Origin of the sequence: Nocardioides sp. QY071, from assembly GCF_029961765.1 — a bacterium.
In the GTDB taxonomy this organism is placed as follows: Bacteria; Actinomycetota; Actinomycetes; order Propionibacteriales; family Nocardioidaceae; genus Nocardioides.
Window position 1 is genome coordinate 5305807 of the sequence record NZ_CP124681.1, and the last position, 23921, is coordinate 5329727.

The following is a 23921-nucleotide window of genomic DNA, read 5'->3' on the forward strand; positions in this document are numbered from 1 at the left end:
GTCTCAGACTATTCACAGGGAGGACGAACAGCAGGTTGCGGTCCCGTGACCGGCGTGGTGCGACTGCGGAGTCAGCCGCCCCAGAGCGGGGCGGGCGGAACCTCCAGCAGGCCCTCGAGAGCCGCGAGGTACGACGCCCGCGGGATCTCGCGCACACCCAGCCCCATCAGGTGCCGGGTGGCCCACTGCACGTCGACCAGCCGGTTGCCGGCCGCGCCGTCGGCGTCCGCCGCGAGCCCGTCGACCAACCCGATCAGCGCGACCTTCGACGCGTCGGTGACGTGGTGGAACATCGACTCCCCGGCGAACAGCCCGCCGATCGCGACGCCGTACAGCCCGCCGACGAGGCGGCCGTCTCGCCAGGTCTCGACCGAGTGCGCCCAGCCGAGGCGGTGCAGGTCGCCGTACGCACGGGCGATCCGGGCGTCGATCCACCCGTGCGGTCGCCGCGGGTCGGCGCACGCGGCGACCACCTCGTCGAAGGCGGTGTCGACGCGCACCTCGAAGTCGCGCGCCGAGCGGCGCAGCGAACGGGAGACCCGCAGCTCGTCGAGGCGCAGCACCCCGCGGTACGCCGGGCTCCACCACCCGATCGCCCGCCCCTCGGGCATCGGGAACAGGCCGCTGCGGTACGCCGCCAGCAGGGTCCCGGGCGCGAGGTCGGCACCCACCGCCACCAGGTCGCTGCCGTCGTGGGTGCCGTCGCCCTCGTCGCCGTCGTCGTACTCCTCCGGGTCGTCGAGGACCGGCAGCGCCGCCAGCTCCGTGCGACTCGGGAAGACCCAGGGGCTGGGCTCGGGCTCGACGGGCACGAGCCGAGCGTATGCGGTCGAATGTGCACCGCGCCCCATGCGGATTGGCCGTGTTGTGACGCGAATCGCGACCAATCCGCATGGGGTGCGGCGCTCGCTAGGCTCGGGGACATGGCTTCGCTGAAGAAGGGACTGGCCCTGCGGACCGCGCAGCAGCTCGCGCCCAAGGTCACCCGGCTCGCGCCGGGGCTGACGCAGTCGTTCGTGCGCGAGGCGCTCCACCGCGCGTTGGTGGGGGTCGGACCGCTGCCGCCGGCGGCGGAGGCGGCGCGGGTGCAGCTCCACGAGCAGCGCGGCGACGTCGACAAGGCCGTGCGGGAGCTGGTCGAGAACCACGTGGCCTACGCCAGTGTGGAGGGGCTCGCGACCAACCTGGGCGGGCTGATCACCGCGACGATCGTGGCGCCGGCGAGCATCACCGGGCTGGCGCTCATCCAGTGCCGGATGGTGGCCGGCATCGCGCACCTGCGCGGCTACGACCTCGACGACCCGCGGGTGCGCAACGCGATCCTGGTCTGCATCCTCGGCGAGGACACGGTCAAGACGATGGTCAAGCGGCACCAGCTGCCCGCGCCGCCGATGGCGATCGCGACCGCGCCGCAGCACGACCCGAACCTCGACCGGACCGTGTCGACGGTGCTGGCCGGCGAGCTGATCGGCCGGGTGATCGGCAAGCGGATGGTGACGACCGTCGGCAAGAAGGTGCCGCTGGTCGGTGGCGCGGTCGGCGCGGTGGCCGACGGCTGGAGCACCTACCGGGTGGGGCGCTACGCCGGCCGGGAGTTCCGGCCGCTGCGGCGCCCCTGAAGCCCTACTGCTCCTGCGGCGTCCGGTTGCGGGCCTTGCGGTAGACCCCGAGCGCCTGGCGGCCCTTGCCGCTGCGCTCCAGCCTCTGCACGGTCCACTCCATCGAGCGCATCAGCCGCGGCGTGCGGGCCCGGACCAGCTCGCGACGGGCGGCCTCGAGCTTGCGGCGCAGCCGCTCGTTCTCGGCGTGCGCCTCGGCGTTGTCGAGCAGCAGCGCCTTGATCGCGTCGACCGCCGCAGAGGCGACCTGGCGCTCCGGCGGGTGGTCGGGGTCGACCCACTTGCCGGCCGGGGCGGGAGCGCCGCGCAGGTCCTCGAGGTCGCCGGTGACGTCGTACCCACGGCGGGAGAGCTCCGCGATCCAGCTCTCGGTGAGCTCGTGCACCCAGGGGTACTGGTCCGGCGGCAGGCCGAGGCGGGCGGACTTGGTGCGCTTGGAGAGGGTGCGGTGGGCGAGCAGCTCACGGACGAGCGGGCGGTAGTGCTGCGGCGGCAGGTCGCGGGCGGCGGTGCGGTTGATCCGGCGGATCAGCGCCGACTCGGGTACGCCGAGGCTCGGGTTCGCGCGCCGGGTGGTGAGCTTGAGGTCGAGCCCGTCGAGCCCGAAGGTGGTGCTGAACCGCTCCCACAGCAGGTCGGGTGGGCCGCCGGACGGCGGGACGGTGACCAGGTGGACCCGCTCGGGCGGGATGTCCGCACCCCAGCGGTCCAGGATGTCGGGGATCTCCTGCACGCCCCAGAACCACGCGCCGACGCGGTGCACGCGCTCGGGGTCCTGGATCAGCTCGAGGAAGCGGCCGTAGCCGAAGCGCGCGCGGTGCTTGACGTTCTCCTGCCACTCGGCCGGGATCTGGCGGACCAGGTCGCGCACGGAGAGGATCAGGTGGACCTCGGTGCCGCCGTCGCTGGTGTCGCCGCCGGGCCGGTGGCCGATCGAGGCGAGTGCGCGGGCGACCTGGCTGCGCGAGGCGGAGGCGAGGATCTCGTGGCTGATGATCGCGGTGCCGTCGTGGGCCCGGACCTGCTCGGCGAGCCGGTCCCAGGCGCCGACGGCCTCGGCCTCGAGCCCGCCCCAGCGCAGCCGCATCAGGTCGAGCGCGGCGAGGAAGTGCTCGTCGAAGCGGTCGGCAGGATAGAGCACGTCCTGCTTGAGGAGCTTGGCCCGGTTCTTGTAGAGGACGTCCTGGAGGTACGACGTCCCGGTCTTGGGCGTCCCGACGTGGAGCAGGACTCGCCGACTCACGATTCCTCCTTGGGCACGGTGACGGGGTCGAGGAGCAGGCCGAGCGCGAGGGCCAGGACCTCGGCGTCGACCGGTGCCACCGGCTCGGTACCGAGGGGGCGCGGCAACAGCTGGTCAAGATCGCCGAGCACAGGGTAGCGAGCCGCGGCGAGGTCGTGGCGGGTGCGTTCGGCCTGCGTGCTGAGCCAGCCGTCCCAGCGCGGCGGCAGCGTCGGGGGCGGTCCGCCGAGCCCGTCGAGGCGCCGGCCGAGGGTGTCGCGGAGCAGCCGCGGGCGGTCCTCGGAGGCGACCAGCAGGCCGAGCGGCTCGCCGACCCGGCGGATCAGGTCGACTGCGTGCGCACCGAGGCGCGGCGGACCGCCGAGCCGGGTCACGCCGAGCTCGTCGGCCAGCAGCCGGTCGTCGAGGACGACCCGGACCCGCTCGGCGCCGTACTTGTAGGCCGCGGAGCGCGCCATCCGCGCCAGGTCGGCGCGCGGCGGCAGGTGACCGGCACCGGCGTTGGCGCGCACGAAGCCGCGCCAGGACGCGCCGCCCTGGTCGAAGCTGCGCGCGGTCCAGGCCTGGACGAGGACGGTCTCCAGGTCGTCGGCGAGGAGGTACGCCGTGGGCCGGCGACCGCCCGGACGGTGACCCTGGACGGTGAGCTCGGCGCGGACGGCGTCGGCACGCCAGGGCATGCCGACCACGACGAACGAGCGGACCCACGGGCGTCGTACGGCGCGGACCTTGTCGACGAAGGTCGGCTCGGGCTCCGGGAGGGCGGCGGTCAGCGCGACGTCGTCGGCGATCAGGGCGCTCGCGACCCGGAGCAGCTCGTCGTCGCTCAGCGCGTCCGGGTCGACCGGACGCGGCCCGAACTGGTCAGGGGCGTCGTCGACCCCCACCAGTGCGAGCTCGCTGCGGCCGCGTCCGGAGACGCCGGCGGCGAGCACGCGCTCCGCAGTGGCGGCCGGGACGGTGCGCCCGGCCGCATGGGCGTGGGCGTTGAGGCGGCGCAACAGCGCGAGCTGCTGGGCTCCCGGGAGCTCGGCGCCGAGCGGCTCGCCCTCCCCCGATCCGTCGGCCGGCCAGTCGAGCCACGGCGTCGTCGCTCCGGCTCGCAACGCGGCCACCCATCCCCAGGCGCGTCGTCGACCACTCATGGCCCAACGTTAAGGGGAGGTGGCGAACCCGTGCCTGCCAGGGGCGCCTGCCGAGCTGCCGCACCCCATGCGTTCTGGTCGTCGATCCAGCGAATTCGCGACCAGAACGCATGGGGCGCGCGCAACGGTCAGGCGCCGCTGAGGGCCCGGACGACGGCCGAGGGGCTCGGCCGGCCGAGCTGCTCGGCCATCCAGGCGCTGGTCGCGACGACCGCGTCCAGGTCGACGCCGTGCTCGATGCCGAGCCCGGTGAGGAACCACACCAGGTCCTCGGTGGCCAGGTTGCCGGTGGCGCTCTTGGCGTAGGGGCAGCCGCCGAGGCCGCCCGCCGAGGCGTCGTACGTCGTGACTCCGGACTGCAACCCCGCGTGGACGTTGGTGAGCGCCTGGCCGTAGGTGTCGTGGAAGTGCAGCGCGAGCCGGTCGCACGAGACGCCGGCCTCGGCGAACGCGGCGACCAGGGCCTTGACGTGGCCGGCGGTGGCGACGCCGATGGTGTCGCCGAGGCTGAGCTGGCCGACGCCCAGGTCGAGCAGGCGGGTGCCGACGGCGACGACCTGCTCGATCGGTACGGCGCCCTCCCACGGGTCGCCGAAGCACATCGAGACGTAGCCGCGGACGTCCATCCCGGCGGCCAGGGCGGCCACGATGGTCGGCTCGAACATCTCGAACTGCGACTCGAGGGTGCGGTTGAGGTTCTTGTTCGCGAACGTCTCGGTCGCCGACGCGAAGACCGCGACGTGGCGCAGGCCGAGGCCGACGGCCCGGTCCAGGCCGCGCTGGTTGGGCACCAGGACCGGCAGCTGGCGGGCGGCGTCCCCGAGGTCGGCGGTCAGGCCGGTCATCAGGTCAGCGGCGTCGGCGAGCTGCGGCACCCAGTCGGGGTGCACGAAGCTGGTCGCCTCGACGATCGGGAGCCCCGCGTCGATCAGCCGCTTCACGAAGGCAGCCTTGACCTCGGTGGGCACCACGGACTTCTCGTTCTGCAGGCCGTCGCGCGGCCCGACCTCGTAGATCGTGACCTTCGCGGGCAGTCCCGGCTCGTCGATCACCATCGGCAGCCCGCTCATGCGCTCTCCCCCTCCACGACGAACAGCTCAGCGCCCAGGGCCACCTGCTGGCCGGTGCCGGCGCCGACGGCGGTGACCGTGCCGGCGTACGGCGCCTTGAGCGCCAGCTCCATCTTCATCGCCTCGACGACACCGAGCACGTCGCCCTCGGCGACCGTGTCGCCCACCGCGACCCTCACGTCGAGGACCGTGCCGGGCATCGGCGCGACGACCGTGCCGTCGCCGGCCGCCACGCCGTGGTCGGCACTTGCGTCGGGGCGGTCGAAGACATAGCGCTGGCCCTGGTGGGCGAGCTCGACGTGGTACCGGCTCACGCGGGCCACCGAATCGTTCGATCGAACGGTTCGGGGGCGGTCGGGCAGCACCACCGTACCGTCGGTGAACTCCACCACGACCGGGGCCGCGGGTGCGCCCATCCGGAAGCCGTCGCCGGCGAACGGACCGGTGGCCGCGGTGTTGGCGTCGAGCCAGAGCCGGGCGGCGACCGCTCGGGCCGGGGCCGGGTCGGGGGCCGGGACGTCGTGCCGGTCGAGCCAGGCGGTGTCGATGCCGCCGGGGACGGCGAACTCCTCGCCCGCCGCCAGCACCCGCAGGAAGCCGGTGTTGGTGGTCAGGCCGAGGATCGCGGTGTCGTCGAGCGCGGCGACCAGCGCGCGACGCGCGCTCTCGCGGTCGCGCCCGGAGACGATGACCTTGCCTAGCATCGGGTCGTACGACGTGCTCACGACCTGGCCGGACTCGAGCGCGTGGTCGACCCGGGGTGTCGAGGCTCGCTGCGCTCGCACCTCAACCACCGAGTCCGGCCAACGGACGACGGTCGCCGTACCGGCCTGCGGGAGGAAGCCGGCGAAGGCGTCCTCGGCGTAGATCCGCGCCTCGATCGCGTGGTCCCGGAAGCGCACCCCGGACTGGTCGAACGGCAGCGGCTCCCCCGCGGCGACGGCGAGCTGCAGCGCCACCAGGTCCGTGCCGCTGTGGATCTCGGTGACCGGGTGCTCGACCTGGAGCCGGGTGTTCATCTCCAGGAAGTAGAAGTCTCCGGTGCTGGCGTCGAGAAGGTACTCGATCGTGCCCGCGTTCTCGTAGCCCACCGACGCGGACAGATCGACCGCGGAGGCGTGGATCCGGGAGCGCAGCTCGTCGTCGAGCGCGGGGGCGGGCGCCTCCTCGAGCACCTTCTGGTGACGGCGCTGCACCGAGCATTCGCGGGTGCCGAGGTGGACGACGGTGCCGTGGCTGTCGCCGAGCACCTGCACCTCGATGTGGCGACCGCGCTCGACGTACTTCTCGACCAGGATGGTGTCGTCGCCGAAGGCGCTGGCCGCCTCGCGCTTCGCGGCGGCGACGGCGGCGTCGAAGTCGGCGGCCGCGCGGACCACGCGCATGCCCTTGCCGCCACCGCCGGCGGCGGCCTTGACCAGCACCGGGTAGGCGAAGGTGGCCGGGTCCTCAGCGATGTCGTACGACGGCACCACCGGCACGCCGGCCTCGACGGCCAGGTCGCGGGCCGCGTCCTTGCGCCCCATCTGCTCGATGACCTTCGGGCTGGGCCCGACCCAGGCGATGCCCGCGTCGGTGACGGCGGCCGCGAAGCCCGCGTTCTCGGAGAGGAAGCCGTAGCCGGGGTGGATCGCGCCCCCGTCGGCCAGGCCGGCCTCCTTCGCGGCGGCGAGGACGGCGTCGCCGTCGAGGTAGGACGGCACCCGCAGGGCGACGTCGGCGTCGCGGACGTGCAGCGCGTCGGCGTCGAGGTCGGTGTGCACCGCGACGGTGCGGATACCCAGGTCGCGGCAGGTGCGGAAGACGCGGCGGGCGATCTCGCCGCGGTTGGCGACCAGTACGGACCTGATCTCGTGGGTCTCGGTCATCGCGATCACATCCGGAAGATGCCGTAGTTGGGGGCGGGGGTCGGGACCGCGGAGACGACCTCGAGCGCCATGCCGAGCACCCGGCGGGTGTCGGCGGGGTCGATCACACCGTCGTCCCACAGCCGCGCGGACGCGTAGTAGGGCGAGCCCTGGGTCTCGTACTGGTCCTTGATCGGCTGCTTGAACTCCTCCACATCGGGGTCGTCCTCGCGACCGGCGACCGTCGCGAGCACGTTGGCCGCCTGGTCGCCGCCCATCACCGAGATCCGGGAGTTGGGCCACATCCACAAGAAGCGCGGGTCGTAGGCGCGCCCGCACATGCCGTAGTTGCCGGCGCCGAAGGAGCCGCCGATGACCACGGTCAGCTTCGGGACCACCGAGCAGGCGACCGCGGTGACCAGCTTGGCACCGTCGCGGGCGATGCCGCGGTTCTCGTACTCGCGCCCGACCATGAAGCCGGAGATGTTCTGCAAGAAGAGCAGCGGGATGCCGCGCTGGTTGCACAGCTCGACGAAGTGCGCGCCCTTGAGCGCCGACTCGCTGAACAGGATGCCGTTGTTGGCGACGATGCCGACCGGGTGACCGTGGATGCGGGCGAACCCGCAGACCAGGGTCTCGCCGTACAGCTGCTTGAACTCCTGCAGCCGGCTGCCGTCGACCAGGCGCCGGATGACCTCGCGGACGTCGTACGGCGTGCGGGTGCTGACCGGCACGACGTCGTAGATGCTCTCCGGCGGCTCGTGCGGGTCCTCGGAATTGATGCGGTTTGGGACCAAACCGCGCGAATTCGGCGCGGGATCCTGCGGTCTGTGCCCAATCGGCAGCGTGTCGATGATGCCGCGCAGGATGCGCAGCGCGTGGGCGTCGTCGTCGGCGAGGTGGTCGACGACCCCGGACCTGCGGGCGTGCACGTCGCCGCCGCCGAGGTCCTCGGCGCTGACGACCTCGCCGGTCGCGGCCTTCACCAGCGGCGGGCCGCCGAGGAAGATCGTGCCCTGGTTCTTGACGATGACGGTCTCGTCGGACATCGCCGGGACGTAGGCGCCACCGGCGGTGCACGAGCCCATCACCGCGGCGAGCTGCGGGATCCCGCGCGCGGACATGTTGGCCTGGTTGAAGAAGATCCGGCCGAAGTGCTCCTTGTCGGGGAACACCTCGTCCTGCATCGGCAGGAAGGCGCCGCCGGAGTCGACCAGGTAGACGCAGGGCAGGTTGTTCTCGGCGGCGACGGTCTGCGCCCGCAGGTGCTTCTTGACCGTCATCGGGTAGTAGGTGCCGCCCTTCACGGTCGCGTCGTTGGCGACGACCATGACGTTGCGGCCCTCGACCCGGCCGATGCCGGCGACGGCGCCCGCGGCGGGGACGGCGTAGTCGTCGCCGGGCTTGCCGTACATGCCGTACGCCGCCAGCGGCGCCAGCTCCAGGAACGGACTGCCGGGGTCGAGCAGGCCGTCGACCCGGTCGCGGGCCAGGAGCTTGCCGCGGTCGGTGTGCTTGGTGCGGGCGGCCTCACTGCCGCCCTGGCGCACCCGCGCGAGGCGCTCGCGCAGGTCGGCGGCCAGGTCCCGGAGGGTGGGCTCGGAAGTCTCGGACACGAGCACGAGGTTAACGATCATTAACCTTGTGCGCAATGGGGCGGCTCACCGGGCGATCGCCTAGGACACGCCCTAGGGTCACCCCATGCGTCGCTCCCCGATCCGACGGCTCGCCGCCGCGCTCGCCGTACCGCTCCTGCTGACGACGGCGTGCGGGTCCGGCGACGACGAGTCGTCCGCCCGACCCGAGGGCGGCAAGACCGTCGCGCCGGCGACCTTCTGCGACCTGATGCAGGAGGTGGACGCCTCGATCGACGACGCCTACGACCGCACCGGCGATCCGGAGGACGCGTGGGCACGGATCGGGGCGGCGTTCGACGCGATCGACGAGGCCGGTGTCCCGGCCACCTTCCCCGCGGCGGCCGTCGACGAGCTCGACCAGATCGAGCGGGCGGTCCGGGAGAGCGCGTCGCTCGCCGAGTACGAGGACGCGCTGGCCGCGGACCCGCCGACCGGCCGAGCCGTCGACAAGTGGTTGTCCGCCAACTGCACGTGAGCGCCGCTGAGGCTCAGCGGAGCCGGAGCAGCGCCCCGGGACCGAACAGCGGGCCCGCGACGTAGACGTGGTCGCTCACGTCGACCCCGCCCGGGTTCTTCAACCGGCCCGCGGCGAGCTCGCGCACCCGCGGCTCGGCCCCGCGGTCGCGGACCAGGGACAGGCCGCCCTCCTCGGCACCGGGCAGGCCCATCTCGAAGGCGAACCAGCTCTTCTTCGACAGCTCGAGGACGTAGATCCCCTTCGGTCCGGCCGCCAGGTCGGTGATCGAGGTGAAGCCGTCGGCGTACCTCTTGCAGGCGCCCTTGCGCGGGTGCGCCGGGTCGCAGGTGGCGTTCGTCGACCCCGGCCTGATCCGCCACACCTGCGAGGTGCCCGGGGTCGCCGGGAAGCCGCGCAGCTCGCCGACGTACCAGTAGCCGTCGGCGCCGACGGCCACCGACGTGGCCACCGCCTCGGAGACGATCGGGGTGCCGGCCGGCGGGAGCGGGCCCATCGGCGGGGGTACGTCGGGCAGCCCGGCCGGGACCGGCACCGTGCGCGGCATCAGCCGGGCGACCGTCCTGATCCTGCCCTTCTTCGGCCACACCCGGAGCAGGTCGTTGCCGGCGGCGTCGGAGACCAGCACGGTGCCGTCGTCCAGGGCCAGGACGCCGAACGGGTTGCTGTCGGCCGGGAAGCCCTCCTGATCCCACGGATCGGGGTCGGTCTTCTGGTACGCGCTGATGTCGGCGACCACCTTGGGTGCGGGCCAGCCGCGCTTCCACTTGAACAGCGTCGTCGCGGGCGCGGGCGCCGCGGCGCCGCGCAGGACCGACGGGCGCTGCTCCGGCGGCGGGCCGGAAGCCCCCGTCAGCAGGTAGATCGTGCCGTGCGGGCCCTTGGAGATCGCCGGCGGGAAGTCCGTGGGGAGGTTGCCGAGCGGGACCACCCGCGCCGGCTTGTGCTTGCGCTCCACGACCAGGCTGAAGGTGCCGCCGGTCTCCGTGACGAGGGTCCGGCCGTGGCCGAGCGCGTCGACGCCACGCGGGCCCATGAGCGGGGCGACCGTCTTCGGTGCCGCGCGCCCGCCGGCGTCCTGCGGGCCGGCCACCGCCGGCGCTCCGGTCGCCGCGAGGGCGAGCGCCGCCATCGCCGTACCGATCCTGATCGCTGCCTTGCCCATGGTCTGCTCCTCGGGTCGTTGGCGCGCACCGCACCGTCACCTGCCTAGCAGCGGCGTCGCGACGGCGTCATGACCCAATCTGGGTAGCCTTCGGGGGTGACCGTGACCGAGCCGACCCGCCGCGAGCAGATCCTGGCCACCGCAGCCGACCTGTTCGCCGCCCGCGGCTTCCACGGCGTCTCGGTCGCCGACCTCGGCGCCGCCTGCGGCATCTCCGGTCCGGCGCTCTACAAGCACTTCGCTTCCAAGCAGGCAGTTCTCGCCGAGATGCTGACCTCGATCAGCGAGCGACTCCTCGAGGTCGGCCGCGAGCGCGTGGCCGCCGGCGGCGGCGACCCGTCGGCCGCCCTGCGCGGCCTGGTCGACTGGCACGTCGAGTTCGCCCTCGGCCACCGCCCGCTGATCATCGTCCAGGACCGCGACTGGGAGTCGCTGCCCGAGGACGCACGCGAGCAGGTCCGCCGCCTCCAGCGCAGGTACGTCGACCTGTGGGCCGACCAGCTGCGCGCCCTGCGCGCGGATCTCGACAAGCCCCGCGCCCACGCCGCCGCCCAGGCCGCGTTCGGGCTGCTCAACTCCACCCCCCGGGCGGGTCATGCGATCCCGGATGCCGCGCTGCGGGACCTGCTCGCGTCGATGGCGCTGGGGGCGTTGGGGATCGTCGAACCGTAGTCCGATCGGGCCATCCCCCACAGCGGCGCACGAACCTACGTTGGCTTCATGTCCCGCATGTTCAGCCTCATCTTCATTCTGTCGTTGGCGATCGGCGGTCTCACTGCCGTCGCACCTGCCGGTGCCGAAGCGTCCACCGCCCGGGCGACGCCCCAGTCGGTCACCTTCCTGCCCACGGGCGGCGAGCAGACCTTCGCCGTGCCGGCGGGTGTCACCACCCTGCATGCGGTGGCCGTCGGCGGTCGCGGTGGCAACGGCGCCTCGGGCGGAGCGGGAGGCTACGGCGCCCTCGTGTCAGCCGACCTGTCGGTGGCGCCGGGCCAGATCCTCTACCTCGAGGTGGGCGGCAACGGCGTCGGCGCCCTCGGCGGCTTCAACGGCGGCGGCGCCGGTGGCAGCGGGTCCGACGCAGGAGGGGGCGGCGGTGGCGCCTCGGACATCCGGCTCGCACCGCGTGCGGCCGGCACGTCGCTCACCCTGCGGCTGCTCGTCGCCGCGGGCGGAGGCGGCGGGGGCGGCTCGACGCCGAGCCCCGGGACGACCAACGGCGGCGGCACTGCAGGCGCCGTTCCGACCGCCGGGCAGGGCTACGGCGGGGGCGGGCAACCCGGGACAGCCACGACCGGCGGGGCGAGTGGATACAGCTGTGACGGGATCGCGACGACAGGATCGCTGGGCACCGGCGCATCCGGCCGGTCCGGCGTCGGCTGCAGCTTCCCCTTCAGTGGCGGCGGAGGCGGCGGCGCCGGCCTCTACGGCGGAGGAGGCGGGGGCACGAGCTCCGCCGGAGACGGCGGCGGAGCGGGCTCCAGCGGCTCCGGCGCCGGGGCCACGAACACCTCCGTCGTCTCCGACACGACCGGTCAGCCGTCCATCTCGCTGACCTACGCCGCAGGTCCGAGTGCCTGCACGGTTCCGAAGCTGGTCGGCCACAGGCTCAAGGCCGCCCGCAAGCTGCTCGGCGCCGCGAGCTGCAAGGTCGGCAAGGTACGCCGAACCCATCCGGGCGCGCGCTGGGTCGTGCGCCAGAAGCCCAAGTCGGGGGCCGTGCTTCCTCCCGGCGCCGCGGTCAGGATCAAGCTCGGCGACCGCCCCCGCCGCGCCCACTGACGGTCCCTCGGCCACAGCGGAGGGTGCGGTCAGAAGCCCGGTTCGGTCCGCTCCAGGATCGGCGCGAGGTCGAGGCCGGCGGGCAGGGTGCCGAAGGCGCTGCCCCAGTCGCGGGCCAGGCGGCTGGCGCAGAACGCGTCGGCGACGGCGGTCGGGGCGTGACGGAGGAGCAGCCCGGCCTGGAAGACGACGGCGATCTGCTCGACAAGGCGGCGGGCACGCAGCTCGATGTCGTCGAACTGCGTCAGCTCCTTCTTGAGCGAGGCGACCGCGTCGTCGTAGCGCTGGTCGGCGCCGACGGCGAGCTCGGCCTCGGCGAAGAACGCGTCCAGGGACTCCGGCTCGCGGCCGATGGCGCGCAGGGCGTCGAGGGCGGCGACGTTGCCGGAGCCCTCCCAGATCGAGAGCAGCGGCAGCTCGCGGTAGATCCGGGCCATGTCGAAGTCCTCGATGTAGCCGTTGCCGCCGAGGCACTCCAGCGCCTCGTTGGCGAGGACCGGGCCGCGCTTGCAGACGTAGTACTTGGTCGCGGCGAGGGCGAGGCGGCGCAGCGCCGCCTCCCCGGTGTCGCCATGGATCGCCCGGTCGTTGGCGCCGGCGAGCCGCATCATCGCGGTGGTCGCGGCCTCGGACTCGACCGCCAGGTCACTCAGCACATTGCGCATCAGCGGCTGGTCGATGAGCAGCTTGCCGAAGGCGGCGCGGTGGCGGGCGTGGTGGGCGGCGTACACCAGCGCGGTCCGCATCCCCGATGCCGAGCCGATCACGCAGTCGAGGCGGGTCATGTTGACCATCTCGACGATGGTCTTGACGCCCTTGCCCTCCTCGCCGACCAGCCAGCCGACGGCATCGTCGTACTCGATCTCGGACGACGCGTTGGACTTGTTGCCGAGCTTGTCCTTGAGCCGCAGGAACCGGATCGGGTTGGCCTCACCGCCCGGCAGCACGCGAGGGAGCAGGAAGCAGGACAGGCCGCCCGGCGCCTGCGCGAGGGTGAGGAACATGTCGGACATCGGCGCCGAGGTGAACCACTTGTGGCCGACGATCCGGTACGTCCCGTCCGGCTGCGGCGTGGCGGTGGTCGTGTTGGCGCGGACGTCGGAGCCGCCCTGCTTCTCGGTCATCGACATGCCGGCGACCAGGCCCCGCTTGGTCTCGGGGTCGCGCAGGCCGAAGTCGTAGTCGCGGTTGGTGAGCAGCGGCTCGAACCGCGCGGCGAGGTCCGGGTTGGCGCGCAGGGCCGGGACGACGGCGTACGTCATCGAGATGGGGCAGCCGTGGCCGGCATCGACGTTCCACGCGTAGAACTTGGCCGCGCGGGCGACGTGCGCGCCGGGGCGGTCGTCGGCCCAGGGGGCGGCGTGGATGCCGTGGCCGACCGCGGTCTCCATGAGGCGGTGGTACGCCGGCACGTACTCGACCTCGTCGACGCGGCGGCCGTAGCGGTCATGGGTGTGCAGCCGTGGCGGGACCCGCTCGGCGAGGCGGCCGAGGTCCATCGCCTCCTGGGTCCCGGCGAGGCGGCCGACCTCCTGGATCTCGGCCAGTGCCCAGCCGGCACCCTCGCGCTCGATGCCCTCGCGCAGCGCCGGGTCGGCGGAGGTGTCGTGGCCGACGAGCGGCGGGACCTGGTTGAGGACCTCGTGGGTGCTGGTCATGTCTGTCATCCCTTGCGGTTGGGCTGGTTGGTGACGTTGCTGGTCGCGGGTCCGCCGTCGTCGTACGGCGCGCTGTCTCGTTCGCGCACCGCCTGCCGGAACCCGGCCTCGGCCGCGCGTTGCTGGAACGCGTAGCCCTCGCGGGTGTGGCGGGAGATCCCGTCGAAGACGGTGCTGATCATCTGGCTGTTCTGCACGCCTTGGGCGAGGAGGGCGGAGTTGAGCGCGAGCTTGACCATCATCAGCTGGTTGAGCGGCATCGCGGCGATGCGCTGCACCAGCTGCTCGGTGCGCTCGTCGAGGTCCTCGGGCTCGGGCGCCTCGATCGCCAGGCCCCACTCGGCGGCCTCACGGCCGGTGAGGGTGTCGCCGGTGAGGAGCAGGCGCTTGGCGCGCTGGTCGCCGACCCGGTGCGCCCACAGTCCGGCGCTGGGCACGCCCCACACCCGGGTGGGCGGGTAGCCGATCTTGGCGTCGGCGGCGATCACGATCTGGTCGCAGTGCAGCGCGATGTCGGTGCCGCCGGCGACGCAGAAGCCGTGGATCTTGGCCACGGTGGGCTTGTTCGCGTGCAGCAGGCTGGCGAAGCCCCTCGTGAAACGGCTCATCATCGCGTAGTCGACCATCGGGTCCCACGTGCCGGCGGGGTCGTGGTTGAGCATCTGGACGGTCGGGTCGAGGACGGTGCCCTCGCGTGGTACCGGGCCCACCCGGTGGTCGAGCTTGTCGAGACCCCCGTCCATCAGGCCCTCGGCGCTCGCGGCGAGGTCGTAGCCGCCACAGAAGCCCTTGCCCCGCCCACTCAGCACGATCACGTGCACCCGTGGGTCGAGGTCCGCGCGCTCGACGGCGTCGGCGAGCTCGACCGGTGTGTCCGGGGTGATCGAGTTGCCCTGCTCAGGCCGGTCGAAGGTCAACCGTGCGACGCGGCCGTCGACCTCGTAGGTGAGCGTCCGGTACGACGGCGCCTCGGTCGGCACGGCATCCAGGGCGGTACGGCGCCAAGGCGCTTCGTCGACCATCCCCCGATATTACGATTGCTTAGTCGGTTGTGTCTAGATCTGTAACGATGCGAAACTGTGCGCATGCCTGACCTCGCCCCTCTCTCGGCGCGCTCGGTCATGCTGAGCCTGCTGCTCGGGTCACACCCGGACCGGATGTCCGCCGCCGAGCTGGTCCGCGCCGGCGAGCACTTCGGCGTGCCGCCCGCGACCACCCGGGTCGCGTTGACCCGTGCCGTCGCGGCCGGCGACCTGCAGCGCGCCGACGGCGACTACGTGCTCGGCGCCCGCCTCGCAGCCCGGCAGCGCCGGCAGGACGAGGCGGTCCTCGACGCCGAGACCGCGTGGGACGGGACCTGGGAGATGGCCGTCGTCGTGGTCGCCGGCCGCACGGGCGCGGAACGGGCGGCGCTGCGCGACCGGCTGACGTCGTACCGGATGGCGGAGCTGCGCGAGGGCGTGTGGACCCGCCCGGCCAACCTGCGCCGGCCGCGGGAGTACGCCGCCGAGGTCGTGCTGAGCACCTTCGCCGCGACGCCCGACGAGGATCCGGCCACCCTCGCCCGGCAGCTGTGGGACCTCGGCGACTGGGCCGCGCAGGGCCGCTCGCTGCTCGCGCGACTGGAGGCGACGCCGGAGCCGGCCGCCCGGCTGGCGGTCGCGGCGCACGTCGTACGGCACCTGGCGAGCGATCCCCTGCTGCCCACCGCACTGCTCCCGGCTGACTGGCCGGCGGCGTCGATGCGGACGGCGTACGCCGCCTATCAGGACGAGCTGCGCTCGCTGTGGACCGTGGCGCGCTGACGCGACGTCGGCAGCTCCCACAACGGCCCGAACACGAACCAGAGGGCGACCACCACCCAGGCCCGGGCGACCCAGCCGAGCAGCACCGGGTCCTGGTCGGCGTCCGCGACGAGCAGGACGAGTCCGAGCAGCACGACCGAGGCGATCGCCGCGGCCACGACGACCCGGAGCCACTCGCGCCACAGCGCGGCCATCCGCTCCGGGCCGTGCTTCGGCGGCTTCACCGGCGCGGGGCCGCCGGCGAAGCGGTGTGCGAACCGGACGTCGGCCCACCGGACCAGCGCCGGCCCGAAGGCGACCGAGAAGCCGAGGTAGATGCCGGCGAGCCCGTGCGTCGTACCGGCGGCGGTGCCGCGGTGCAGGTCGACCGCGGTCGCCGCGACCAGGGCGACGTCGAGCAGTGGGATCAGCGCGAGGACGAGGGTGCTGGCGCGGCGCCGCCGCAAGACGTAGCGCAGGCCGAGGCCCAGGCCGAGCAGTACCCACAGGCCGACCTCGGAGGCCGCGATGAAGCCGGCGACGAACACGAACCCTCCTTGGTAGCGCGAGTGTGCTAATACGGAACGTAGCACAGCCGTGCTAACGTCCGGTCATGCCGCGCACCATCGACCACGACCAGCGGCGGCAGCGGATCGGTGAGGCGGTGTGGCGGCTGGTCCTGCGCGAAGGCGTGGGAGCGGTGTCGCTGCGGACCGTGGCGGCCGAGGCCGACCTCGTGCTGGGCTCGCTGCGGCACAGCTTCCCGACCAAGGCCGAGCTGCTGGCATTCGCGATGCGACTGGCCCACGAGCGCGCCGCCGCGCGGATCGGCCGGCACGCCGGGATCACCGACCCTCGCCGCCGTACCGTCGCCTGCCTGCGCGAGCTGCTCCCCCTCGACGACGAGCGGACCGTCGAGATGCGCGTCCACCTCGCCCTCATGGCCGAGGGACCGCGCCACCCGGAGCTGACCGCGCTCGCCGACGACGCGCATGAGGCCATCCGCGGGCTGTGCCTACGCCTGCTCGCCGACCTCCGCGACGCCGGTCGGGTCGCCCCCGACCGGCACCTCGGCCGCGAGACCACCGCCCTGCACGCCCTCGTCGACGGACTCGCCCTGCACGCCATGCGCGACCCGCGGCGGCGTCGGTCCGCCACTCGCGCTCTGGACGACCATCTCGACGCGTTGGCCCGACCCGGCTCGAAATGACGTCCTGAACCCGTCGACCCGGCAGAAAGTGTTCCGCAACCGACGTCGACCCGGCAGAAGGTGGTCCGCAACCGACGTCGACCCGGCAGAAGGTGGTCCGCAACCGGCATTGACCCGGACGGCTTCTGCCGGGTCGGCGCGATTCCCGGGCCACTTTGTGCCGGGTCGGCGCGATTTCCGGGCCACTCTGCGCCGGGTCGGCGAGAAGTCAGGGCCAGCTTGTGCCGGGTCGGCGTCAGAGGAGTCCGTCGGGCAGCTCGGCCCCCGCCTCGAAGAGGGCGACCAGCCGCTGGGCCCGGGCCGCGGCATCGACGACGAGCTCGACGTCGTCGGCAAGGTCGGCGGACACCGGCGGGTGTCCGGGGGCGCCAGGGGCCGGGGCGGTCCGGGCGTGCAGGTCGGCGAGCAGGTCGTCGCGCTCCACGCCACGCAGCCCGAGGAGCACCAGCGGGTCGGTGTCGACCAGCCAGCCCGCCTGGATCAGCACCGCGATGGCGTGCGGGCAGGGGTCGAGGTAGTGGGGGCAGGTGCAGGTCGCGGTCAGCTCGCCGCCGTACGGCAACAGCTCGACGCCGACCTCCTCGGCGTGCTCGACGAGGTCGTGGGGCAGGTTGCCGCCGAGCAGCTCCGCGATCCGTCCGGCCTCGGCCGCGACCGCCTCGACGAGCGCGGTGCGCGCGGAGGCCTCGAGCACGGGAAGGAGGACCTGGACGGTCCAGGCGTCGTCGCCGTCACGGCAGGCCGCGAGCAGTCCGCCCGGCTCGACGCTGATCGCGCCGACGTCGCCACGGCGGGCGTGGGTGCGGCCACGGCGCAGCTCCGCCTCGGAGTACGCCGCCTCCTCGACCGCACGCTGCCAGGCCTTGCCCCACCACGAGCGGACGCCGCGCGTGGGCTGACTCTGCCGGGTGAACGTGGTGCGCATCAGTCGCGCTCCTCAGCGGCAGCCGCTTCCCGCGCCTGGCGGCGCAGGGTCACCAGGTCGCGCAGCTCCTCGTTGCTCAGCTCGGTGAGCGCGGCGTCGCCGCGGGCCAGAACGGCATCGGCGAGCTGGCGCTTGCGGTCGAGCAGGCCCGCGACCCGCTCCTCGATCGTGCCGCGGGTGACCATCCGGTGCACCTGGACCGGCCGGGTCTGGCCGATCCGGTACGCGCGGTCGGTGGCCTGCTCCTCGACGGCGGGGTTCCACCAGCGGTCGAAGTGGACGACGTGGTCGGCGCGGGTCAGGTTGAGGCCGGTGCCACCGGCCTTCAGCGAGAGCAGGAACACCGGCACCTCGGCCGCCTGGAACCGGCGCACCATGTCCTCGCGCCGGTGGACGGGCGTGCCGCCGTGGAGGAACTGGTGGGGGACGCCGATCGCGGTGAGGTGCTGCTCGACGAGGCGGGCCATCGCGACGTACTGCGTGAACACGAGGACCGCACCGTCCTCGGCGAGCACGGTGGCGACCAGCTCGTCGAGCAGCTCGAGCTTCTCGGAGCGGCCGGTGAGCCGGATCGCACCCGACTGCTTGAGGAACTGCGCCGGGTGGTTGCAGATCTGCTTGAGGCCGGTGAGCAGCGCCAGCACCAGACCGCGGCGGGTCTCCTCGTCGGCGCGCTCGATCCGCTCCATGGTGTCCTTGACGAACGCCTCGTAGAGGACGACCTGCTCCCGGGTCAGGCCGAGCAGGTGGTCGGTCTCCGTCTTCGGCGGCAGCTCCGGGGCGATGCCGGGATCGGACTTGCGGCGACGCAGCAGGAACGGGCCGATCAGGTCGGCGAACTGCCGGGCCTTCGTGGGCTCGGCACCCGACTCGATCGGCGCGCCCCACACCCGGCGGAACGCCTGACGGCTGCCCAGCAGGCCCGGGACGCACCAGTCGAGGATCGACCAGAGCTCGGTCAGGTCGTTCTCGACGGGCGTGCCGGTCAATGCCACCCGCGCCCGGCTGGGCACACGGCGCAGCGCCCGGGCGGTCGACGTACGGGAGTTCTTGACGTGCTGGGCCTCGTCGGCGACCACGAGGTCCCACCCGACCGCGGCGAGGGTGTCGGCGTCGCGGCGCAGGGTGCCGTAGGTGGTCAGCACGAAGCCTCCGTCGAGGTCGTCCAGGGAGCGCGAGCCACCGTGGAACCTGCGGACGGGTACGCCGGGTGCGAACCGCTCGACCTCGGCCTCCCAGTTGCCGAGGAGGCTGGCCGGGCAGACCACGAGCGTCGGCCCGCCCGACGACCGGCCCGACTCGAGGCGGTGCAGGTGCAGCGCGATCAGGGTGATCGTCTTGCCGAGGCCCATGTCGTCGGCGAGGCAGGCGCCGAGGCCGAGCCCGGTCAGGTCGGCGAGCCAGGTCAGGCCGTGGCGCTGGTAGTCGCGCAGCCGGGCGGCGAGGCCCGCGGGCTCCGGGATCGGCGTGCGCGTCGCGGCGTCGAGGACCTGCTCACGGACCTTCAGCAGGCTGGCGCCGACGACGACCTCGGTCGTGGCGGGCTGCTCGTCGCCGGTGGTGGGGAGGTCCGTGACGCCGGTGAGCGCGGCGGCGAGGGCCTGGGCGCCGCTGGCCTTGCGGATCAGGCGCTTGCGGGCCCGGGCGGCAGTCGTCGGGTCGACGACGGTCCACGCGCCGCGCAGCTTGATCACCGGGCTGGCGGCCTGCGCCAGCTCGGCCATCTCGTCACTGGTCAGTGCCTCGCCGTGCAGCGAGATCTGCCACGAGAACGAGAACAGCCCCTCGGTCGAGAACGGGCTGTCCTGCAGCGGCAGCTCCTCACCGCGAGCCGGTCCGGTGCCCTCGCGGCGCCGGTCGAGGACCGCGCGCGTGGTCAGCTCGGGGCCGAGCGAACGCGGCCAGTGCACGTCGACCCGGGCGTCGCGCAGGGCGCCGACGCTGTCGAGCAGGCTGCCGATCTCGTCACCGTCGAGGCTCAGCTGGTCGGGTACGGCGAGCCCGAGCAGCCGGTCGAGCACCGGCCACGCATCGGCCGCCGCGCGCAGGGCGATGCTGGCGTGCACGCGGGCCCGGCTGCCGAAGCCGTGCTCGGCCGCGCCGGCGGTCCACAGCAGCGCGGCATCGCAGACGTGGAGCGGGTCGCGCTCATCGTGGACCTGGAGCACCACCCGGACCGTGCCGGCGACCAGCTCCTCCTCGTCGGCCTCGACCCGGAGCGAGACCCGCACCAGCTCCGGCAGCACGGCGTCGTCGCGCCGCTCGGCCATCCGTCGGCGTACCCGCTCGGCGAAGTGGTCGGGGGTGCGCTGGTCCTGCTGATCCTGAGGTTCCGCGGGTGCGGTGCGGCGCCCGGACGGGGCCGCGCGCGGCAGCGTGTCGGCGACCGCGTCGAGCATCCCGTGGACGAGCGCGTCGTCGACGTCGAACGAGCGGGCGAGCCGGTCGACCGCGTCCCGGTCGCGCGAGTCGAGCCGCCCGACCCGCCAGGCGCGACCGGCCTCGTCGGGCGCGACCTTGCCGGCGGCGACGAGACGTAGCCCGAGCAGCGCCGCGCCGCTGAGCAGGCGGACGCTCGGGTGGGCGTCACCCGACCGCGACCGGCTCAGGACGGGCAGCGCCGCACTGACCGGCAGCGCGATCCGGCGGGCGCCGTCGGCATCGGTGAACTCGATCGTCGCGGGGTCCCCGGGCCGGAAGGTCGCGGGTCCGGAGACGGGAACGAAGCTCACATGGGGACGTTAACGGGTGGGGCCGACAGGAGGTTCCCGGCCGGGGTCAGCCCGCCGCGGGTGCCGTACGACGACCGCGCAGCCGCGCGAGGAACGCACCGCCGAGCAGCAGCACACCGCCGGCGACGGCGGTGGTCGCCGCCCACCAGGTCGGGTGCTCCGCGGCCAGCGCGATCGACGCGAGCGGCGCACCGAGGGCCGGCATCGCGATGGCGAGCACCGAGAACCCGGAATGGTTCGAGACCGCGGCGGCCAGCGCCCACAGCACGGCGAGGACCCCGCCGATCGCGACCACCCACCACACGTCGGACTCGTGGAAGCCACCGGAGATGCTGACGACCGTGGACGACGCCTCGGCGTCTCGGCCGCCGCCCAGCCCGCTCTCGAGCATCGGGCCCATCTCCCCGAAGATCCCGCCCAGGAACCGCAGCACCGCGAACGACGCGAGGGTGCCGAGGATCCCGACCAGGCCGAACGCCCCGACCACGACCCCGGACACCGCCCGGCTCGGCAGCGCCCAGCCGAGGACGGTGACGGCGACGACGAAGACCGCCACCAGCGCCGCGCCCGTGACCTGCGGGTGGTCGCTGCCGATGCTGTCGGCGAGGAGGTCGTCGAACGCGACGCCGTAGACGATGGCAAGGCCGAGGATCGCCACGACGACGAAGGCGGCGCGGCGCGCGGCGACGTACCCGACCACCGCGAGCGCGGTCATCACGCCACCGATGAGGTAGGCGACCCAGCTGTCATCACGGTCGAGCCCGATTCCGATCATCAGGCCGGTGGCGAGGATCCCGACCGTGCCGGGCCAGGTGACGACCTCCTCGCGTGCCCGACCGCCGACCCGCCGGCCCGCGAGCGAGCCGAGGACGGCGATCACCAGCAGCACGCCGGTGGCGCCGAGACCGACGCCGTACGTCGACCAGTCGAGCCCGTCGTCGCCGCTGCGGCTGCGGAACCCGGCGATGACCACGGCCGCACCGAGCAGGCCGGTGCCGAGAGCGACCACACCGGCCGTCGTACCGGCGCGGGTGGCGCGGGTCGGCATCCCGGGCTCGATCGGTCCCGGCACGCCGGTGCCGGCCACCGGCGGAGGCGGCTGGCCCGCGCCACGGTCGTCGGCGGCCGGGCCGTTCGCGTCGTCCGGGTCGGTCACGATCGCCGACGCCGGTGGACGGATGACGGTGTCGGGTGCCGTCGACGCGGGCGGGGGCGGCCCGTCGGCGGGGTGCTCGGGGGTGCCGTTCGCGGGAGCGTCCTCGGTCATGCTTTCGACTCTATGACCGGGAGGCGCCGGATCGCGGGAGGCAGGCGTCGGTTCAGCCGCTCACCCCCAGCACCAGCGGGACGACGGCGGCCGCGCCCGCGGCGTGGAGCACCTCCGTCGCCAGCGTGACCGACCACCCGGTGACCAGCCGGTCGTCGACGAGCAGCACTCGGCGGTCCTGCACGGCGGCCGGGTCGTCGAGCCGGAGCGCGCACCGGCGGCTGACGGCGGCGACCCGCTGGGCGGAGTTGGTGGCGCCCCGGTCGGGCCCGACCGAGAGGTCGACGACGTCCCAGCGGCCAACGACCGGGACCTGCAGGAACCGGGACAGACCACCAGCGAGGTCGGCGGTCAGCTGGGACTTGCGCTCGGACCCGGCGACCACGATCGCGTCGACCCGTGGCTGCCAGTCGTGGAGCATGGTCACCATCGCCCGCGCCAGCGAGTCGGGCACCGGACCGTCGGGGGCGTCGACCGCGAACAGGCCGCGCAGCGCGGCGCCGTGGCCGAGGTCGGTGAGCCGCGCGATGGCCCGCCCCTCCTCGGCGGGCTGCTTGATCCGCCCCGACCGGCTGACCCCGATCGCGGCGAGCCCGGTGGGCCACAGCTTGCGGGGCTCTATCGGCACACCGGGGCGGGCGATGCGGTCGGCGGCCTCCTCGACCGCCGCGGCGGACACCTCGGTCGAGAGGACGAGGCCGCCGCAGTTGTCACACCGGCCGCAGCGCCACTCCGGGTCGGCGAGCACGGCCGGGTCGTCGAGCTGGCGACGCAGGTAGCGCATCCGGCACTCGTCGCTGCGCAGGTAGTCGAGCATGGCCTGCTGCTCGGCCTGCCGCGCGGCGGCGACCCGCTCGTAGCGCTCCGCGTCGTAGGACCACGGCTGCCCGGTCGCCTCCCAGCCGCCCTTGACCCGGCGTACGGCACCGTCGACGTCGAGCACCTTGAGCATGGTCTCGAGCCGGTTGCGCGACAGGTCGACGCGCGGCTCGAGCGCGGCCGTGCTCAGCGCCCGGCCCTCCTCGGCCAGCACCGCGAGGGTCTCGCGGACCAGCTCCTCGCGCGGGAAGGCGAGCGAGGCGAAGTAGGCCCAGATGTCGCGGTCCTCGACGGCCGGCAGCAGCACCACCGTTGCGTCGTCGACCGTGCCACGGCCCGCGCGGCCGACCTGCTGGTAGTAGGCCACGGGACTGTTGGGCGCGCCGAGGTTGACCACGAACCCGAGCGCAGCGTCGAAGCCCATCCCGAGCGCACTGGTCGCCACCAGCGCCTTGACCTCGCCGTCGACCAGCGCCTGCTCCAACGCGAGCCGCTCGGTCTGCTCGGTCTGGCCGGAGTAGGCCGCCACCTGGTGCCCCCGCGAGCGCAGGTAGTCGGCGACCTCCTGGGTGGCCGCCACGGTCAGGCAGTAGACGATGCCGCTGCCGGGCTGCTCGGCGAGGTGGTCGGCCAGCCAGGCCAGGCGTTGCTCGGCCGTGGTCAGGCGCACCACGCCGAGGCGCAGGGACGCCCGGTCGAGGCTGCCGCGCAGCACCAGCGCGTCACCTCCCAGCTGCTCCGCGACGTCGTCGGTCACCCGCTGGTTGGCGGTGGCGGTGGTCGCGAGCACCGGGATGCCGTCGGGAAGCTCGCGCAACAGGGTCCGGATGCGGCGGTAGTCGGGCCGGAAGTCGTGACCCCAGTCGGAGATGCAGTGCGCCTCGTCGACGACCAGAAGGCCGCAGGTCGCCGCGAGCCGGGGCAGCACCTCGTCACGGAAGCCCGGGTTGTTGAGCCGCTCGGGGCTGACCAGGAGCACATCGACCTCGCCCGCCGCGATCGCGCGGTGGACCTCGTCCCACTGCTCCATGTTGGTCGAGTTGACCGTCACCGCGCGGATCCCGGCCCGCTCCGCCGCGGCGATCTGGTTGCGCATCAGGGCCAGCAGCGGCGAGATGATCACCGTCGGCCCGCTCCCCTGCTCGCGCAGCAGGAGGGTCGCCACGAAGTAGACCGCGGACTTGCCCCATCCGGTGCGCTGGACGACGAGGGCGCGCCGCCGGTCGACGACCAGCGCGGCGATCGCGGCCCACTGGTCGTCGTACAGCGTCGCGTCGGGGCGGCCGACCAGCGCACGGAGGTGCTCCTCCGCACGGGTGCGGACGGCGGCGTCGGTGGGGGCCTGGGTGTCCATGCCCCCGTGTCTACCAGCGGCGCCCGACACGTCGGCCCGAGCATCCACAGGGAGGTTCACCACCCAGACCGGCAAGCGACCCTTGCGATCCGATCGGACACGGACTTCACCGTGATCGGGGAGGTGGCCGGGCTGCGCGGGCAGTCCCGGCTCGGCGGCTGAGATTCTTTACCGGCGATCCTGACGATT

At 73.7% G+C, this 23921-nt stretch carries 20 protein-coding genes; 6 read left to right on the top strand and 14 right to left on the bottom strand.

What is annotated here, in order from left to right:
- Positions 1-71 precede the first annotated feature (71 nt).
- Complete coding sequence (aat, locus tag QI633_RS25510) at positions 72-812, bottom strand: leucyl/phenylalanyl-tRNA--protein transferase (protein ID WP_282427511.1); 741 nt, start codon at positions 810-812, stop codon at positions 72-74.
- Positions 813-923: 111 nt separating this feature from the next.
- Here aat and QI633_RS25515 point away from each other — a divergent pair, with 111 nt between their 5' ends.
- Entirely contained in the window at positions 924-1619 is a 696-nt protein-coding gene (locus tag QI633_RS25515; protein ID WP_282427512.1) for an EcsC family protein, read from the top strand.
- Positions 1620-1623: 4 nt separating this feature from the next.
- Here the strand turns inward: QI633_RS25515 and QI633_RS25520 are convergent, their stop codons facing one another.
- From QI633_RS25520 to QI633_RS25540, 5 genes are all read right to left on the bottom strand, one after another.
- Entirely contained in the window at positions 1624-2862 is a 1239-nt protein-coding gene (locus tag QI633_RS25520) for a hypothetical protein (protein ID WP_282427513.1), read from the bottom strand.
- On the bottom strand, positions 2859-4007 hold the full coding sequence (locus QI633_RS25525) for a hypothetical protein (RefSeq protein ID WP_141796798.1): 1149 nt from the start codon (positions 4005-4007) through the stop codon (positions 2859-2861). Before QI633_RS25525 ends, QI633_RS25520 begins: the two co-directional genes overlap by 4 nt.
- 128 nt (positions 4008-4135) lie before the next feature.
- The gene (locus tag QI633_RS25530) at positions 4136-5077 is read right to left on the bottom strand and encodes a hydroxymethylglutaryl-CoA lyase (protein WP_141796797.1); all 942 of its coding nucleotides are present in this window, start codon (positions 5075-5077) and stop codon (positions 4136-4138) included.
- A complete protein-coding gene (locus QI633_RS25535; protein WP_282427514.1) occupies positions 5074-6945 on the bottom strand; it encodes a biotin carboxylase N-terminal domain-containing protein in 1872 nt (623 codons plus the stop codon). Before QI633_RS25535 ends, QI633_RS25530 begins: the two co-directional genes overlap by 4 nt.
- Before the next feature lie 5 nt (positions 6946-6950).
- Positions 6951-8540, bottom strand: coding sequence for a carboxyl transferase domain-containing protein (locus tag QI633_RS25540; protein ID WP_282427515.1), 1590 nt, complete (start codon positions 8538-8540; stop codon positions 6951-6953).
- 85 nt (positions 8541-8625) lie between these two features.
- On the opposite strand from QI633_RS25540, the gene QI633_RS25545 reads away from it, so the two are divergent.
- Positions 8626-9036: a hypothetical protein gene (locus QI633_RS25545; RefSeq protein WP_282427516.1), complete on the top strand. Its 411-nt coding sequence runs from the start codon at positions 8626-8628 to the stop codon at positions 9034-9036.
- A 13-nt stretch (positions 9037-9049) separates the two neighbouring features.
- Here the strand turns inward: QI633_RS25545 and QI633_RS25550 are convergent, their stop codons facing one another.
- Positions 9050-10201, bottom strand: a complete 1152-nt coding sequence (locus QI633_RS25550; protein ID WP_282427517.1) for a ScyD/ScyE family protein — start codon at positions 10199-10201, stop codon at positions 9050-9052.
- A 96-nt stretch (positions 10202-10297) separates the two neighbouring features.
- Between QI633_RS25550 and QI633_RS25555 the strand changes: the two genes are divergently transcribed.
- Positions 10298-10873, top strand: coding sequence for a TetR/AcrR family transcriptional regulator (locus tag QI633_RS25555; RefSeq protein ID WP_141796792.1), 576 nt, complete (start codon positions 10298-10300; stop codon positions 10871-10873).
- 48 nt (positions 10874-10921) lie between these two features.
- Positions 10922-11983, top strand: coding sequence for a PASTA domain-containing protein (locus QI633_RS25560; RefSeq protein ID WP_282427518.1), 1062 nt, complete (start codon positions 10922-10924; stop codon positions 11981-11983).
- Positions 11984-12012: 29 nt separating this feature from the next.
- Here the strand turns inward: QI633_RS25560 and QI633_RS25565 are convergent, their stop codons facing one another.
- Together QI633_RS25565 and QI633_RS25570 are read right to left on the bottom strand one after the other, a co-directional pair.
- On the bottom strand, positions 12013-13641 hold the full coding sequence (locus QI633_RS25565) for an acyl-CoA dehydrogenase family protein (RefSeq protein ID WP_349016706.1): 1629 nt from the start codon (positions 13639-13641) through the stop codon (positions 12013-12015).
- Positions 13642-13646: 5 nt separating this feature from the next.
- A complete protein-coding gene (locus QI633_RS25570; RefSeq protein ID WP_282427520.1) occupies positions 13647-14663 on the bottom strand; it encodes a crotonase/enoyl-CoA hydratase family protein in 1017 nt (338 codons plus the stop codon).
- Between the two features lie 63 nt (positions 14664-14726).
- Here QI633_RS25570 and QI633_RS25575 point away from each other — a divergent pair, with 63 nt between their 5' ends.
- Positions 14727-15446 carry a PaaX family transcriptional regulator C-terminal domain-containing protein gene (locus tag QI633_RS25575; RefSeq protein ID WP_282427521.1) on the top strand — a complete coding sequence of 240 codons (720 nt, stop codon included), beginning with the start codon at positions 14727-14729 and terminating at the stop codon, positions 15444-15446.
- On the opposite strand, the gene QI633_RS25580 is transcribed toward QI633_RS25575, so the two are convergent.
- Positions 15407-15973 carry a hypothetical protein gene (locus tag QI633_RS25580; protein ID WP_282427522.1) on the bottom strand — a complete coding sequence of 189 codons (567 nt, stop codon included), beginning with the start codon at positions 15971-15973 and terminating at the stop codon, positions 15407-15409. The genes QI633_RS25575 and QI633_RS25580 overlap by 40 nt on opposite strands.
- 65 nt (positions 15974-16038) lie before the next feature.
- Between QI633_RS25580 and QI633_RS25585 the strand changes: the two genes are divergently transcribed.
- Positions 16039-16635, top strand: a complete 597-nt coding sequence (locus QI633_RS25585) for a TetR family transcriptional regulator C-terminal domain-containing protein (RefSeq protein WP_141796786.1) — start codon at positions 16039-16041, stop codon at positions 16633-16635.
- Between the two features lie 235 nt (positions 16636-16870).
- Here the strand turns inward: QI633_RS25585 and QI633_RS25590 are convergent, their stop codons facing one another.
- Genes QI633_RS25590 through QI633_RS25605 form a run of 4 tightly spaced genes read right to left on the bottom strand, consistent with a single transcriptional unit; the run spans position 16871 to position 23732 of the window.
- A complete protein-coding gene (locus QI633_RS25590; protein WP_282427523.1) occupies positions 16871-17560 on the bottom strand; it encodes an SWIM zinc finger family protein in 690 nt (229 codons plus the stop codon).
- Positions 17560-20292 carry a DEAD/DEAH box helicase gene (locus QI633_RS25595; RefSeq protein ID WP_282427524.1) on the bottom strand — a complete coding sequence of 911 codons (2733 nt, stop codon included), beginning with the start codon at positions 20290-20292 and terminating at the stop codon, positions 17560-17562. Before QI633_RS25595 ends, QI633_RS25590 begins: the two co-directional genes overlap by 1 nt.
- 46 nt (positions 20293-20338) lie before the next feature.
- Positions 20339-21559 carry a hypothetical protein gene (locus QI633_RS25600; RefSeq protein WP_282427525.1) on the bottom strand — a complete coding sequence of 407 codons (1221 nt, stop codon included), beginning with the start codon at positions 21557-21559 and terminating at the stop codon, positions 20339-20341.
- A 52-nt stretch (positions 21560-21611) separates the two neighbouring features.
- Entirely contained in the window at positions 21612-23732 is a 2121-nt protein-coding gene (locus QI633_RS25605; protein WP_282427526.1) for a DEAD/DEAH box helicase, read from the bottom strand.
- Positions 23733-23921: the final 189 nt, after the last annotated feature.

Coding starts and splice junctions, on each gene's coding strand:
- QI633_RS25515 (WP_282427512.1), top strand. CDS start 924: ATGGCTTCGCTGAAGAAGGGACTGGCCCTGCGGACCGCGCAGCAGCTC.
- QI633_RS25525 (WP_141796798.1), bottom strand. CDS start 4,007: ATGAGTGGTCGACGACGCGCCTGGGGATGGGTGGCCGCGTTGCGAGCC.
- QI633_RS25530 (WP_141796797.1), bottom strand. CDS start 5,077: ATGAGCGGGCTGCCGATGGTGATCGACGAGCCGGGACTGCCCGCGAAG.
- QI633_RS25535 (WP_282427514.1), bottom strand. CDS start 6,945: ATGACCGAGACCCACGAGATCAGGTCCGTACTGGTCGCCAACCGCGGC.
- QI633_RS25545 (WP_282427516.1), top strand. CDS start 8,626: ATGCGTCGCTCCCCGATCCGACGGCTCGCCGCCGCGCTCGCCGTACCG.
- QI633_RS25550 (WP_282427517.1), bottom strand. CDS start 10,201: ATGGGCAAGGCAGCGATCAGGATCGGTACGGCGATGGCGGCGCTCGCC.
- QI633_RS25560 (WP_282427518.1), top strand. CDS start 10,922: ATGTCCCGCATGTTCAGCCTCATCTTCATTCTGTCGTTGGCGATCGGC.
- QI633_RS25565 (WP_349016706.1), bottom strand. CDS start 13,641: ATGACCAGCACCCACGAGGTCCTCAACCAGGTCCCGCCGCTCGTCGGC.
- QI633_RS25570 (WP_282427520.1), bottom strand. CDS start 14,663: ATGGTCGACGAAGCGCCTTGGCGCCGTACCGCCCTGGATGCCGTGCCG.
- QI633_RS25575 (WP_282427521.1), top strand. CDS start 14,727: ATGCCTGACCTCGCCCCTCTCTCGGCGCGCTCGGTCATGCTGAGCCTG.
- QI633_RS25585 (WP_141796786.1), top strand. CDS start 16,039: ATGCCGCGCACCATCGACCACGACCAGCGGCGGCAGCGGATCGGTGAG.
- QI633_RS25590 (WP_282427523.1), bottom strand. CDS start 17,560: ATGCGCACCACGTTCACCCGGCAGAGTCAGCCCACGCGCGGCGTCCGC.
- QI633_RS25600 (WP_282427525.1), bottom strand. CDS start 21,559: ATGACCGAGGACGCTCCCGCGAACGGCACCCCCGAGCACCCCGCCGAC.
- QI633_RS25605 (WP_282427526.1), bottom strand. CDS start 23,732: ATGGACACCCAGGCCCCCACCGACGCCGCCGTCCGCACCCGTGCGGAG.